The 13,852-nt window shown below is 34.9% G+C and carries 12 protein-coding genes and 2 tRNA genes; 5 read left to right on the forward strand and 9 right to left on the reverse strand.

The annotated features are described in order from the left end of the window. Positions 1 to 56: 56 nt before the first annotated feature. Genes AC5YGG_RS02340 through AC5YGG_RS02350 form a run of 3 tightly spaced genes read right to left on the reverse strand, consistent with a single transcriptional unit; the run spans position 57 to position 3,059 of the window. Positions 57 to 1,139: a mannose-1-phosphate guanylyltransferase gene (locus AC5YGG_RS02340; RefSeq protein WP_496142800.1), complete on the reverse strand. Its 1,083-nt coding sequence runs from the start codon at positions 1,137 to 1,139 to the stop codon at positions 57 to 59. A 2-nt stretch (positions 1,140 to 1,141) separates the two neighbouring features. Continuing rightward, a complete protein-coding gene (locus AC5YGG_RS02345; protein ID WP_496142801.1) occupies positions 1,142 to 1,732 on the reverse strand; it encodes a SprT-like domain-containing protein in 591 nt (196 codons plus the stop codon). Between the two features lies 1 nt (position 1,733). Continuing rightward, entirely contained in the window at positions 1,734 to 3,059 is a 1,326-nt protein-coding gene (locus tag AC5YGG_RS02350) for a TolC family protein (RefSeq protein ID WP_496142802.1), read from the reverse strand. A gap of 96 nt (positions 3,060 to 3,155) precedes the next feature. Here AC5YGG_RS02350 and AC5YGG_RS02355 point away from each other — a divergent pair, with 96 nt between their 5' ends. The 3 genes from AC5YGG_RS02355 to AC5YGG_RS02365 all read left to right on the forward strand — a co-directional run bounded on the left by AC5YGG_RS02355 (position 3,156) and on the right by AC5YGG_RS02365 (position 4,625). Next, positions 3,156 to 4,400, forward strand: coding sequence for a bifunctional folylpolyglutamate synthase/dihydrofolate synthase (locus tag AC5YGG_RS02355; RefSeq protein WP_496142803.1), 1,245 nt, complete (start codon positions 3,156 to 3,158; stop codon positions 4,398 to 4,400). A gap of 42 nt (positions 4,401 to 4,442) precedes the next feature. Beyond that, a tRNA-Val gene (locus AC5YGG_RS02360) sits at positions 4,443 to 4,517 on the forward strand. 33 nt (positions 4,518 to 4,550) lie between these two features. Next, a tRNA-Val gene (locus tag AC5YGG_RS02365) sits at positions 4,551 to 4,625 on the forward strand. Between the two features lie 539 nt (positions 4,626 to 5,164). Here AC5YGG_RS02365 and AC5YGG_RS02370 read toward each other — a convergent pair. From AC5YGG_RS02370 to AC5YGG_RS02390, 5 genes are all read right to left on the reverse strand, one after another. Continuing rightward, positions 5,165 to 6,064 (reverse strand): glycosyltransferase family 2 protein, encoded by a 900-nt coding sequence (locus AC5YGG_RS02370; protein ID WP_496142804.1) that lies wholly within the window; start codon positions 6,062 to 6,064, stop codon positions 5,165 to 5,167. A 4-nt stretch (positions 6,065 to 6,068) separates the two neighbouring features. Next, positions 6,069 to 7,034 (reverse strand): glycosyltransferase family 9 protein, encoded by a 966-nt coding sequence (locus tag AC5YGG_RS02375; protein WP_496142805.1) that lies wholly within the window; start codon positions 7,032 to 7,034, stop codon positions 6,069 to 6,071. A 2-nt stretch (positions 7,035 to 7,036) separates the two neighbouring features. Then, entirely contained in the window at positions 7,037 to 7,456 is a 420-nt protein-coding gene (locus AC5YGG_RS02380) for a SufE family protein (protein ID WP_065395572.1), read from the reverse strand. A 103-nt stretch (positions 7,457 to 7,559) separates the two neighbouring features. Further along, the gene (locus AC5YGG_RS02385) at positions 7,560 to 8,660 is read right to left on the reverse strand and encodes a glycosyltransferase family 4 protein (RefSeq protein ID WP_496142806.1); all 1,101 of its coding nucleotides are present in this window, start codon (positions 8,658 to 8,660) and stop codon (positions 7,560 to 7,562) included. After that, positions 8,660 to 8,884: a uroporphyrinogen decarboxylase gene (locus tag AC5YGG_RS02390; RefSeq protein WP_496142807.1), complete on the reverse strand. Its 225-nt coding sequence runs from the start codon at positions 8,882 to 8,884 to the stop codon at positions 8,660 to 8,662. The genes AC5YGG_RS02385 and AC5YGG_RS02390 overlap by 1 nt, the downstream gene beginning before the upstream one ends. Before the next feature lie 151 nt (positions 8,885 to 9,035). Between AC5YGG_RS02390 and AC5YGG_RS02395 the strand changes: the two genes are divergently transcribed. Next, positions 9,036 to 11,570, forward strand: coding sequence for an ATP-dependent Clp protease ATP-binding subunit (locus tag AC5YGG_RS02395; protein WP_496142808.1), 2,535 nt, complete (start codon positions 9,036 to 9,038; stop codon positions 11,568 to 11,570). Between the two features lie 273 nt (positions 11,571 to 11,843). On the opposite strand, the gene AC5YGG_RS02400 is transcribed toward AC5YGG_RS02395, so the two are convergent. Next, positions 11,844 to 12,371: a hypothetical protein gene (locus tag AC5YGG_RS02400; RefSeq protein WP_496142809.1), complete on the reverse strand. Its 528-nt coding sequence runs from the start codon at positions 12,369 to 12,371 to the stop codon at positions 11,844 to 11,846. A gap of 169 nt (positions 12,372 to 12,540) precedes the next feature. Between AC5YGG_RS02400 and mnmA the strand changes: the two genes are divergently transcribed. After that, a complete protein-coding gene (mnmA, locus tag AC5YGG_RS02405; RefSeq protein WP_496142810.1) occupies positions 12,541 to 13,728 on the forward strand; it encodes a tRNA 2-thiouridine(34) synthase MnmA in 1,188 nt (395 codons plus the stop codon). Positions 13,729 to 13,852 lie beyond the last annotated feature (124 nt).

Raw genomic sequence — 13,852 nt, forward strand, 5'->3', positions numbered from 1 at the left:
TATTCGGAGTGTAGTTTTAACCATAGCCTAAAAATAAGCATAAAAGATACCAAATATTACATAAACTTATCTCCTTTCTTAAAATTCTTTAGATCAAGAACATAGTCTTTGATAAGTTGATCATTATCTCTAGGACAGATCAAAAGAGCCTTATCCGTATCTACTACAATAAAGTTTTCAAGACCGTCAATGATAACAGCCTTATTGTTGTTTTTTAGACGAATAATATTACCTTTTGAGTGATAAGCAAGCAGATGTTTCAGCTTTACAGCATTTCCATCTTTATCTTTTTCTGTATTCTCATAAACAGATGTCCATGTTCCTAAATCGCTCCATCCAAGATCTGCTGGGATGACATAAACATTTTTAGCTTTTTCTAAAATTCCGTTATCAATAGAAATTTTCTGAACTTTAGGGTAAATAAGTTCAATACAGTTATTTTCTTTTTCGGAATTATATTCACATGCCATGAAGTGCTGCATCATTTCAGGCAGATACATTTCAAATGCATGGTGAATACTTTTTACGCTCCATATAAAAATACCTGCATTCCAAAGAAAATCACCACTTTCTAAAAAGCTTTGAGCAATTTCAAGAATCGGTTTTTCTGTAAAAGTTTTTACTTTGAAGTATTCTGAATTCTTCTTTTCTACAAACTGGATATATCCATACCCTGTATCAGGTCTTGTAGGAGTAATTCCCAGAGTTACTAAATATTCATGTTTTGAGGCTAGGTCAAAAGCGACCTCTACTTTTTCTAAGAATACATCTTCTTTTAGAATCAAATGATCTGCAGGAAGAACAATCATTGTAGCGTTCGGATCAATTTCAGCAATTTTATTTGCCATATACAGGTTACATGCAGCTGTATTTTTCATCAGAGGTTCACCAACAATATTTTCTTCAGGAATTTCCGGAAGCTGCTGATGAGACAGCGCTACGTATTCTTTATTCGTAATTACAAATATCTGTTCTTTAGGAATAACTTTACTGATTCTGTCATAGGTTTGCTGAATCATAGTACGTCCGGTTCCTAAAATATCCTGAAACTGCTTTGGAAATTTCTGTGTACTCATTGGCCAGAACCGGCTTCCGATTCCTCCCGCCATTATAACGCAGTATCTATCTGATTTTAACATTCTTAGCTACATTTTTCTACCCTTGCTAAAGGCTTGAAAGAATACTTCCTTCCAGTAGCCAGGTTCTTACAAAGATAGTTTTTTTTAATCAGACCCTCCAATAAATACTTTTCGTTGCAATATATAAAAAATTCTCCCTTCTGAAGCTCTTCAATAAACCGAAGCCTATCATCTTGTTTTTCAGTATGAAAATATCTTACGAGATCAGGGCTAGCCATAAAATTTGCCTTGGGTGATTTTGAGAATTTTACAATGATCGGTTTTAAATCTTCATCGTAAATTTCAAGGCTTTCAATGAGCATATTTCTAAAGGTTTCCTTCCACTCATTGCCATGAGGAGAGATTTTCCTTCCATATTTTTCAAAAGCAATCAAATGTGCCAGCTCATGAGTAAGCACAAAGAAAAAAAGTTGTGGGGTAAGCGTAGAGTTTACCGTAATTTCATGCGAGTTATCCGGAAGTTTCCTGTAATCTCCCAGCTTAGAATTTCTGTTTCTTGTGACTTTTATATGAATATAGTAGTCTGAAAACCAAATTCTTAAATATTTAAGTGTATTTTGAGGTAAATATTTTTCTAATGATTGAATAGACATCTTACAAACTTAGTGGAATTCCTGCATAGAAATTCAATAGTTTAAGACTAAAAAGATAATTATATTTTGCCTGTGCTACTGATCCCTGTGCATTTGCATAATTATTTCTTGCAACATTTACGTCATAAATAGTTGTTTTTCCTGCAGCATAGCTTTTATCTGCAAAATCAAGTGCCAGTTTTGAGCTTTTTTCTGCCTCTACTGCTGCCAGATATGACTCATAATTAGCATCAGCATCAAACTGTGCTTTCTGAATATTTTGTCTTACGGATTGCTTCTGCTGTTCAAGGGTAATTTTACTTACACTTTCATTCAGCCTGGATTGCTCTACCTGTAATTTTGTTTTTCCTTTATTGAAAATAGGAATATTAAGAGATAGTCCTACATTTTGTCCAAACTGATCTTTATATTGTTTAAAAAATCCATCCTGATTACTACTTATAGGACCTCCATTTAATATATTATTATAGAATGTGGAGAGACCTGCACTTGCCGATAATGTAGGCCAGAATGCTGTTTTGCTTACCTCTGTTTGTGCTTCAGCAGATCTTATTCTGCTTTCTGCTGCTTTTATCTGAGGCTGTAAATCATAAGCTTTTGTAAGAACTTCGTCTGTGGTTACCAACTGTGAATCCAGTTGTTCGGGAACATCCACATTTTCTACATCAAAATCTTTGTAGTCCGGAAGTTGTAAAAGCTGAACAATAGCAAATAATGCTCTTCCTACATTAACTTCTGCTGTTTTAAGATTCTGTTTTTCTCTGGCTAACGCTGCTTCAGCTTCTGCCAAAACAGTCTGGGCAGTTGTTCCAACCTGTGTAGTGATCTTTGCTCTGTCATATTGCTTTTTAGCATTTTCCACAGCACTTTGCGAAATCTTAACAATTTCTTTGTTCAATAAAGCAGTAAGATATTGCTGGGCAATCTGTACAGAAATATCATTTTTAATTGCTTCAATGTCATATTGGCTAGCTTCTACATCAAACTGGAGTTTTCGTACATTTTTTTCCAGTCTTCCGTTATTATAAATTAAAATATCTGCGCCTACCCCTACACTGTTATTAAATCTATCATTTCTAAAACTTCCGGCTCCCAATGATGCCTGCCCAAAGCTTACTCCGTTTGAAACACTTCCTGATACAGAAGGAAGATATTCTTTTCTGGCAGCTTTAAGGTTATAGTCTTGATTCTGCTTGGTATATTGATTTTGGATAACCTGGAGATTATGCTCCACCGCATAGCTTACACATTCTTTTAAGGACCATTTCTTTTGAGCATGTATGCTCAAGCAAGTTAATCCGAAAACGATAATCCAAGTTTTTTTCATGTTAAGATTTTTCCCTATTAGACGAAGTAAATATAAAAAAGTTACAGATTGAAAAAAATTGTTTTTTTTTCATAAAACTTTTGAGAATTTTGTATCATGACAAATGAACAATATCAGGAAGCTATCGACTGGCTTTTCGTACAGATGCCCAACTATCAGATAGATGGACAAAAAGCCTACAAACCGGGGCTGGACAATATTACTAAGCTTTGTGCATATTTTGGAAATCCTCAGGAAAAAATAAAATGTATTCATATCGGAGGGACAAACGGAAAGGGGTCTTCAAGTAATATGCTGGCTTCTGTGCTTCAGGAAGCAGGTTATAAGGTCGGATTATACAATTCGCCCCATCTTATAGACTTTACAGAACGAATTAAAGTCAATGGTAAAAATTGTAATCAAGAATTTGTCTTTGATTTTATTCAGAAACTTAAAGAGATCCCTGAAGATATTCGTCCGTCATTCTTTGAGTTTACCACAATTATGGCATTTGAATATTTTTATCAGCAGCAGGTGGATTTTGCTATTATTGAAGTCGGTTTGGGAGGAAGACTGGATTCAACCAATATTATAAAACCTTTAGTTTCGGCAATTACAAACGTCCAACTTGACCATCAGAATATTTTAGGTGACACCATTGAAGAAATAGCACGGGAAAAAGCCGGAATCATTAAAAAGAATGTTCCTATTATTTCCGGAGATGAAAATGAAAGAGTAAAAAACATTATCCGAGAAAAAGCCGCTACCGAAAATGCTCCTTTTATTGATGCTACTCTTCTTCACACAGATTTGTCTTCCGATTTAAAAGGAAATTACCAAAAGAAAAATATCCGAGTGGTTCTTGCCATTGCTGAAGAATTGAAGAAACTTCAGATCAATATAACAAATAAGCATCTTGAGCAGGGATTATTAAATGTACATCAAAATACAGGATTTATCGGGCGTTGGTTCGAGTTTTCAAAAGATCCGCTTACGATTTGTGATACGGGGCATAATCAGGCAGGTCTTGAGTATGTTTTTTCTCAATTAAATTCAATTGATAAGCACAAGCACATTGTTTTGGGGTTTGTAAATGATAAAAAAATAGATGAAGTGATGGAATTGCTTCCAGAAAATTCTGAGTTTTATTTTGCCAAACCATCCATCAACAGGGGAAGGCACCCCGAAGATTACGAAAATCTACTTAAGGAGACGAAAATTTTTTATAAAATTTTTAATTCAGTACAGGAAGCGTATCTATCTGCAAAAGAGCACTGTACAAGCGATGAAATGATTTTTATTGGCGGAAGTAATTTTGTTGTTGGAGATTTTTTAGAAAAAAATTTAGAGTTTAAAGAATAAGTTGTATATTTGCACCACTCTAAACGAGAAAACAAGTCTAGAGGGTTCTTAGCTCAGTTGGTTCAGAGCATCTGGTTTACACCCAGAGGGTCGGGGGTTCGAATCCCTCAGGACCCACAGAAAAGGAAACGAAACCTTTCAAAAAAATTCGGGTTCTTAGCTCAGTTGGTTCAGAGCATCTGGTTTACACCCAGAGGGTCGGGGGTTCGAATCCCTCAGGACCCACAGAAATCTCTCTTTTTTAAGGGAGATTTTTTTTGTTATATACTATTAGGATCAGTTTAAAAGTAGGATCAGGTGCAAAAGTTGGGGACTAAGCAAAAAGTTTGATTAATCTGAAGAGAAAAATAAATTATCTTTTTACTCCTCTAAGCTTTATACTTAAATTTTATTTAAACGCAAAGACATGATGGAATTGATTATTGATAAGGGAGCTAAGAAAGCGACAAAAGTCGCTGATGAAGCGATGTAGATACGCGTATGCTTAGAAAGAATCAATACAATTCAACCTTTGCTTCCTAAAATACAACACCAGATAATAGAAATCCTTTGCGTTAAATTTTAAAATTAAACTGATCTAAATATTCTAAGCCCCACAAATTTTGCGCTTGATCCAGAGCTAAAGAAAGAAACTTCTTTATATTGAGATAAACTCACTTTTTGATTATCCTCCACTTTCATGTCTGGACCCACTAATCATTCTTAGGTCTTTCCTCTAATAATTTATTTTAAAAATATATTCTCAAGATTAAGATAACTCTGATTTACCTCATCCTTCTGAACAGAAGTCCAAGTTTATATATATCCAGATAACGAAGGCTCACATTTCCTCTGGAAAGCTTTCTTTTTATACTTCCCTCTACCATAGTAAAGGAAATATTTAAAATGAATTTCAGAGGAGAATTTGTGAGTTTATTGTATAACTTCACCAATCTTACTTCTGATAACTTTGACCTCAACATTTCATCTTTAAGCATATGGGATAAACTTTCCACCGACTCTTCTACTTTTCCAAGGTATGTTATATTACTCTCCAGATCATTATTAAAAATCGGGTTATCGATATGATCAATCTTTATATGATCAGACTTTAAATCCATGGCAAAAAGAAGGTCTTCATATCCATATTTTTGAAAATCAGGATTAAAACCAATCTTTTCCAATATAGCTTTACGGATCACAAAATTATTGGTCTGAAAACTTAAGTAAGGTCTTATTATACGTGACTCAATGAGAAGATTCTCTCTTTCTACAGCAAATTTCCATCTTAAATAATGATCAGCATCGGGAACGTAACCGGAAACTGTTCTGCCGCCGTAAATAACATCTGTTTGAGGATTATTATGTATAAATTGAATATATTTTTTCAGGAAGTTTTCACTGATAACCTTTCCGTCACAATCTAAGAATAATAGATATTCTCCAGTTGAAAAATTTAGAAAAAGGTTACGGATACGGGAACGTCCCACATTTTTTTCAAGAAAAATAAAATGGTCAACCTGGTCTTCCAGACTTTGATTCGTCTTTTTAAAACTTTCTTTTGAAGCATCATCAATCAAAATAATTTCTGAATCCATCTCTTCAGTTTCAATTTCTTTTTTTAAATCAAAAACCAATTCACGAACATCAAAATTATAGACAGGAATGCAAATGGAAAGCTTCATATCATCAGATTTTATCTATGACTTTCTGGATGGTAAACTCTTCCAGACATGCCCAGTCTCCTCTATAGCATTCCTTATCACCAAATACAGAACACGGTCTGCAGGAAAGATCCTTTACCTGAACTACATCTTCTTCTTTTTGTCCGAATCCTAAAAATCCGGCATAAGGATGTGTAGCACACCATATAGAAACACATCTGGTCCCGACAATACTGGCAAGATGCATATTGGCGGAATCCATAGAGATCATTACCTCCAGTTCTGCAATCTTATGAAGTTCTTCCGTAAGGCTTAGTTTCCCTGAAAGGCTTTTAGTATTGGGAATCATACTTTCCCATTTTTCAAGAGTTTCCGTTTCTTTTTTTCCGCCTCCAAAGAAATATATTGTATGTTTTTGAGCTAAGATACGAGCTAATTCAAAAGATTTTTCCAGGGGAAGCATTTTTCCTTTATGCTGGGCAAAGGGAGCAAAACCAATACCTGATTTATGGTTTGAGATTGGTCTAAGCTGATGAGATAATTCCACCTTAAAACCCATTTCTCTGAAAACATCCGCATAACGCTCAACTGTTTTTTTCAATTGAACCTTATCCAGATTCCATATATCGGTAAGATGTTCTTTCTCTTCTTTTCCTTTATTTATTTTAAAAACTTTTAACCCTTTTCTTCGATATATCCTATCCAAAATTTTGGTTCTGATCACATCATGAAGATTAGCAATATAATCCGGATTAAACTCCTTCATCAGTTCATTGCTCAATCTTCTCAGCCCAAAGACCCCTTTATAATCATCAAGATTAATTCCTTTAAATATAACATTGGGAATTCCTGCAAATAAAGCCTCAAAATTTTTTCTGGATACCATGACAATCTCCACATCTGGATTTTGCTCAAGAAATTCCTTAAAAACAGGAACTGTCATTGCAACATCTCCAAATGCAGAAAAACGATATGCTAAAATTCTGGTCACAGTTATGATTTCAGTTGATATGCTACTGCGTAAAATTTGATTTGTTTAGTCATTGCCATCAGACCATTTGCTCTGGATGGCGAAAGGAACTCCTGTAATCCGATCTCTGAGATAAATTCAAAGTCAGAATCAAGAATTTCCTGAGTAGAATGCCCACTGTAAATGCTTACCAAAAGAGAAACAATACCTTTAGGTAAAATTCCGTCAGAGTCAGCATTAAAGAAAAGTTTACCGTCCTTAAATTCAGCATCGATCCACACTTTACTTTGGCAGCCTTTAATCAAATTATCATCTGTTTTCTTATCTTCAGAAAGTCCTTTCAGTTCTTTTCCGAGATCAATGATGTATTCATATTTCTGCTCCCAGTCGTCAAGAAACGCAAATTCGTCGATTATTTCCTGCTGTTTTTCTTTAATGGTCATTTTAAATCAAATTTCTTTCTGCAAAGATAATAAATTATGCTTTAGGCGTTCAGCGATAAGCCATAAGTCTACTTGAGCAACATCATTATTCTGTAGAGTACAGCTATAAGGCTTCTGAGGCTTTTTGAAAAATCCGGATTAATTTTATTTCTTCATTTTCCCAACAAAGAAACTGAGAGGCTTTTTCCAGCTCAGGCTTATAATTAATTCTTCCCTTCACTAAAACCTGCTTTACTGCCGCCGCAATATTTTCCGGTTCATGATTCTTAATGATCTCCCCTACATCAAATTGTCTTTTAATATTCTGCATTTCAGGAAGGTTCGACAAGATTAAAGGAACACGAGCCTGAATACAGTCCAGAACCTTATTGGGTAATGAATAGAGGTAACTATCTCCCCCATTCTCTTCAATGCTCATTCCACAATCTGCCATTAGGGTAATCTTTCTAAGATCTTCAGGCATTAGCTTTCCAAGAAACTGAACTTTATGCTGAAGATTTTCTTTGATAACAAGATTTTCGTATTCCTGTTTTCTGGGACCATCACCCGCTATCCTTAAAATAACACCCTCCAGATGATGCATAGCCATAATCACTTTATCAATCCCTCTAAAAGGATTGATCGCACCTTGATACAAAAGTATTTTAGGGTTATTTTCAGGTATATCAATAGAAATATCTAGTCTTCTTGGTGCATTTTGAACAACTACAGGATTGATACCATATTTTTTCTGAAACCATTTTGCATAGCTTCCACTCGCTGTCATCATCCATTTCAGCTCCGGAATGACAGTCTTTTCAACATAGCGCCACAGTTTTTGTGACATTTTGCCCTGAACTGCAGGCATTTCCGAAAAAATTTCATGACTATCAAAAACTAATGGAATATTTAGCTTTTTGGCTATAAGATAGTTTGGGTATAAAGCATCGATATCATTTGCATGAAGAATAGTATTACGATCTGCTTTTTTGATCAGCTCATGGTACAGTTTCCAGTTAAATTCAAAGTAAGCTGTTTTTAAACTTTTTGAAACTAAGCGGATGCGTGAGAATGGATAAGGACGTTGCATTTCTTTTGCTCCCCCCCAGTCATTACCAATAAGTTCTATATCATATCCATTTTCATGCAGAGTACGACAAACTTTTTCAATACGCTGGTCTGTATATAAATTACTGAAGGCAGATGTAATTATTTTTTTCTTCATTAAGCCTTTTTGCCAAACAGTAAATGATAGATTTGGATAAAGCAGATAAGTCCGTTCGGAATGATCACAGGCCAAAGCATCCCATTGAAGATACCATAAATGACAAAACAGATACAACCGATCATATTAACGACTCTGATTTTTCTTACATCTTTCAATATGAAACTCAATACGATAAAAACCGAGGCTGAGTATCCGACATAAGTAGTAATTTCAGGATTCATGAGAAAATTTTATGAATAACAAACTTAATCATTTTCAATAAGATAATAAAATTTTTTGTGACATAAAGTCATTAATTGGTTTTTGGTAAAATATTTGTAATTTAGATAATGAATAAATGGTAATGTTGCCTTTATTCTAATGAGATATATTATGGATTATAAGTTTTCACAAGGTTTGAGCCAGGTGTTCAAACAAAGCAAAAGCGAAGCTAAAAGGCTGAAAAGTGAATTTCTCAATACAGAACATCTACTTTTAGGTATTATAAAAACGGAAAACTCTGCAAAAGAAATCCTTCAAAACCTTAATGCGGATTTAACACAAATCAGAAGAAAAATTGAAACTTTAAATACAGCAAGTCTTAATCCTATTTCTGAAGAGGTTACCAATATTTCTTTCACTAAGATGGCAGATCATGCCATTAAACGTGCAGAGCTGGAATGTCGTCAATATAAAAGCAATGAAATTAATACCGTTCACCTGCTTTTAGGTATTCTATATAAATATGAAGATCCTACTTCTAATATTCTGGGAGCTTATGACATCGATTATGAAGGAGTTTCAAGAGAATATCAGACTATGCTTAAAAATTCCGGGCAATCTCCACAGATGAGTGCCTACGATGATGATGATGAAAGAGAGGATTTTGAGCAAATGAGAAAGCCTACAGGAAATTTAGGCTCTGCAAAAAGTAAAACTCCGACATTGGATAACTTTGGTAGAGACTTAACTTCTTTGGCTAGAGACGGAAAATTAGACCCTGTAATCGGACGTGAAAAAGAAATTGAGAGAGTTTCTCAGATCTTATCCCGTAGAAAGAAAAACAATCCGCTTCTTATTGGAGAACCGGGAGTGGGTAAATCTGCGATTGCGGAAGGTCTTGCTTTAAGAATTCAACAGAAAAAGGTATCGAGAGTTCTTTATGGAAAACGTGTAATCACTTTAGATCTGGCAAGTTTAGTAGCCGGAACCAAATATCGTGGTCAGTTTGAAGAAAGAATGAAAGCGATCATGACCGAGCTGGAAAAAAACAGAGATGTCATCTTATTCATTGATGAGCTTCACACTATTGTAGGTGCAGGAAGTTCTACAGGAAGTTTAGATGCATCCAATATGTTTAAACCGGCTTTGGCAAGAGGTGAAATTCAATGCATCGGGGCTACAACTCTGGATGAATACCGCCAGTATATTGAGAAAGACGGAGCTTTAGAAAGAAGATTCCAGAAAGTAATGGTGGAACCTACTTCTATTGATGAAACCATTCAGATTTTGAACCAGATTAAGGATAAGTATGAAGAGCACCACAATGTAATTTATACTCCTGAAGCGATTGCAGCGTGTGTCAATTTGACATCAAGATATATTACAGACCGTTTCTTACCGGACAAGGCGATTGATGCAATGGATGAAGCGGGATCAAGAGTTTATATCAAAAACATGAAAGTTCCTACTGAAATCATTGATTTTGAAAAGAAAATTGAGGAAATCAAAGAACTGAAACAAAAAGCGGTAAAAGCACAGGATTATCTTGAGGCAAGAAAGCTAAAAGATGAAGAAGAACGTCTTCAGATGGAACTGAATGCTGCTCAGGAAAAGTGGGATAAAGATGTAAAAGAGAAAAAAGAAACCGTAACTGAGGAAAATGTAGCGGAAGTGGTTTCTATGATGAGCGGAGTTCCTGTAACCAAAGTAGGCAAAAATGAGCTTGATAAACTAGCTCAGATGGATGAGAAACTGAATGGAAAAGTAATCGGACAGGAAGATGCTGTGAAAAAAGTTGTTAAGGCAATTCAAAGAAACAGAGCTGGTCTTAAAGATCCTAACCGTCCAATTGGTACATTTATCTTCCTTGGAACAACAGGGGTTGGTAAAACTGAACTTGCCAAAGTAATGGCGAGAGAGCTTTTTGAATCCGATGAGTCTCTTATCCGAATTGACATGAGTGAATACATGGAGAAATTCGCTGTTTCAAGATTGGTAGGAGCGCCTCCGGGATATGTAGGATACGAAGAAGGTGGTCAGTTGACTGAAGCGGTAAGAAGAAAACCTTATGCTGTGGTTCTTTTAGATGAGATTGAAAAAGCTCACCCTGATGTATTCAATATTCTGTTACAGATTCTTGATGAAGGGCACGTTACGGATAGTTTAGGCAGAAAGATTGATTTTAGAAATACTATCATAATCCTTACTTCCAATATCGGAACTAGAGATCTTAAAGATTTCGGAGATGGTGTAGGATTTGGCACTTCAGCGAAGAAAACGACTTCAGACTCAAGAGCAAGAAGCACCATTGAAAATGCTCTTAAAAAAGCATTTGCTCCTGAATTCCTAAACAGAATTGATGATATTGTGATCTTCAACTCTCTTGTACAGGATGATATCAAGAAAATCATTGATATTGAACTGAACAAGCTTTATGGCAGACTTGAAAAATTAGGATATAAAGTAGAGTTAACAGAAGATGCTAAAAACTTTATTTCTGAAAAAGGATGGGATAAAGATTTCGGTGCAAGACCATTGAAGAGAGCAATTCAGAAGTATATTGAAGATTTATTAGCAGAAATGCTTGTCAATAAGCAACTGAACGAAGGAGAAACTGTAGTTCTTGATCTTAATGAAGCAAAAGACGCATTGGTTGGAAAAACTTCAAAACCTAAAAAGTCTTCAGCTGCAGAAAAGTCTTCTTAATTGTAAATAAATAATTTAATTTCAATAGAAAAGCACCGGGAATTTTCCTGGTGCTTTTTGCTTTTTATAAGTTTTTGCTAACGTCTAGTCCTATTTTATGTTGTTAAATGATCTGCTTAGTCTTTATAATCTGTAAGATTATGTTTAAATACAACAATTTTTGTTGGAAAACGCTAAGGCGCAAAATATTTTATATGCGATGTATTTTTAAGGCGCAAGGATTTTATCTTCGATAAAATTTAATGCTGGTGAGTTATTCAATAAATATAACGATTAAAGTCCTACCACAAATCCTATATTTGGAACCAGCCCGTTTGCGAATACACTTGAATTTTCTTTCCAGAGTACATTATACATCAGACCAATCTGCATAAAAGAATTGTTTCCAATCCTTTGCATATATCCTCCACCCAGATACAAAGCATTTTCTTCTCTGTTATATTTATAATCGTAGTATTTATCTTTGTAATCAATAAAATAATGTTGAAAATTTCCGCTTAGATAAAAGGAACGCGCAATATAGTAATTGACAAAAGGTCCTATTCCAAACATGGTGGATCTGTAATAATCGGATGTCTGCCATGAAACACTTCCTACTACTCCACCTTCAAGATCTTCGGTAATTCTGTATCCTACTCTTGGTGAAGCCTGTAAATAAAAGGAACTGTTACTTCCAAATCCTAATCCGATCCCACCACCGAAAGTCCATTTATTGTTTTCCTGTACGGGAGCACCTATTGAAACTTGGGAAAAAACTGATCCTGAGATCATCAGCATCATGGAAATAATAAACTTTTTCATATGTAAATACTTTATTTTGGTAATAATTTATGTTGTCGATAAGATGATAATAATTAATATCGTTTTTATCGATGTTTAAAATTATGGTTTTTTTACGAATATTTTTAGTTGTATTTTTGCCGGGTCAAACTAAGAACTCCCGTTAAGAGTTTCGTAAAATTGAAATATAATGAAAATAGTAGTAGGTCTTTCTGGAGGCGTAGATTCCAGTGTTACAGCATATTTGCTACAACAGCAAGGTCATGAAGTAGTGGCTTTGTTTATGAGAAACTGGAACGATGCTTCCGTAACATTAGAAGATGAGTGTCCTTGGATTGAGGATAGTAATGATGCCCTGATGGTGGCACAGAAGCTAGGAATTCCTTTCCAGGTCATCGATATGAGTGAACTTTATAAGGAACGTATTGTAGATTATATGTTTGCTGAATATGAAAAAGGAAGAACACCAAATCCGGATGTTTTATGTAACAGAGAAGTAAAATTCGATGTTTTTATGAAAACAGCCATGTCTTTAGGTGCTGATAAAGTAGCTACAGGACATTATGCAAGGGTAAATTCAACTTTTGATGAGAATGGTAAGGAAATATTCCATTTGATTGCCGGAAAAGACAACAATAAAGATCAATCTTACTTTCTTTGCCAATTGAGCCAGGATCAGCTGTCAAAAGCGTTGTTTCCTATCGGAGAATTAACAAAGCCTCAGGTAAGAGAAATTGCAAAAGAAATCGGATTAGTAACGGCTGATAAAAAAGATTCTCAGGGATTATGTTTTATCGGAAAAGTAAGTCTTCCGCAATTCTTACAGCAGCAATTAAAGCCAAATGAAGGAGAAATTGTAGAAATTTTTAAAGATTCACCATTATTTGCTGAAGAAAAGCATTCTTTCTCATCTAAAGAAGAAGAACTTGAATTTCTTTCGAGAAAAATTAATTATAAAAAAGCCGATGGAAAAGTAATCGGAAAGCACCAAGGAGCTCAGTTTTTCACTATCGGACAAAGTAAAGGCTTAGGAATAGGGGGACACAAAGAAAGCTGTTTTATTGTCTCCAGAGATATGGAAAACAATATTCTTTTTGTAGGGGAAGGAAATCATTTCCCGGGACTCTACAAGAAAGCTTTAAAGATTGATAATTCTGAACTTCATTGGGTTCGTGAGGATCTTAAACTTCAGAATGGAGAATTTATGGAGGTAATGGCAAGATTCAGATACAGACAGCCTTTACAAAAAGCAACACTTTATCAGTTTGAAAATGCCTTTTATGTTGAATTTGAAGAAGCTCAGTCGGCTATTGCTGAAGGACAGTTTGCTTCATGGTATCTTGATGAGGAGCTTATCGGAAGTGGTGTGATTTCGTAGGAAACTCGAGATATGGGTTATAGGATTCCGTGTTTCCAGATACGGGATGTTACTCTTAAACGGGATTTAGAAATATTTTTCGTTAAACTAATTAAAAGTCATATTTAATGATATTATAAAGCCC

The sequence above is a fragment of the Chryseobacterium sp. CS2K3 genome (assembly GCF_059515185.1).

What these genes read in the sequence shown, in the direction of transcription:
- AC5YGG_RS02350 (WP_496142802.1), bottom strand. Translation starts at nt 3,059, where the DNA reads ATGAAAAAAACTTGGATTATCGTTTTCGGATTAACTTGCTTGAGCATA.
- AC5YGG_RS02355 (WP_496142803.1), top strand. Translation starts at nt 3,156, where the DNA reads ATGACAAATGAACAATATCAGGAAGCTATCGACTGGCTTTTCGTACAG.
- AC5YGG_RS02340 (WP_496142800.1), bottom strand. Translation starts at nt 1,139, where the DNA reads ATGTTAAAATCAGATAGATACTGCGTTATAATGGCGGGAGGAATCGGA.
- AC5YGG_RS02380 (WP_065395572.1), bottom strand. Translation starts at nt 7,456, where the DNA reads ATGACCATTAAAGAAAAACAGCAGGAAATAATCGACGAATTTGCGTTT.
- AC5YGG_RS02370 (WP_496142804.1), bottom strand. Translation starts at nt 6,064, where the DNA reads ATGAAGCTTTCCATTTGCATTCCTGTCTATAATTTTGATGTTCGTGAA.
- AC5YGG_RS02345 (WP_496142801.1), bottom strand. Translation starts at nt 1,732, where the DNA reads ATGTCTATTCAATCATTAGAAAAATATTTACCTCAAAATACACTTAAA.
- mnmA (WP_496142810.1), top strand. Translation starts at nt 12,541, where the DNA reads ATGAAAATAGTAGTAGGTCTTTCTGGAGGCGTAGATTCCAGTGTTACA.
- AC5YGG_RS02395 (WP_496142808.1), top strand. Translation starts at nt 9,036, where the DNA reads ATGGATTATAAGTTTTCACAAGGTTTGAGCCAGGTGTTCAAACAAAGC.
- AC5YGG_RS02390 (WP_496142807.1), bottom strand. Translation starts at nt 8,884, where the DNA reads ATGAATCCTGAAATTACTACTTATGTCGGATACTCAGCCTCGGTTTTT.
- AC5YGG_RS02385 (WP_496142806.1), bottom strand. Translation starts at nt 8,660, where the DNA reads ATGAAGAAAAAAATAATTACATCTGCCTTCAGTAATTTATATACAGAC.
- AC5YGG_RS02400 (WP_496142809.1), bottom strand. Translation starts at nt 12,371, where the DNA reads ATGAAAAAGTTTATTATTTCCATGATGCTGATGATCTCAGGATCAGTT.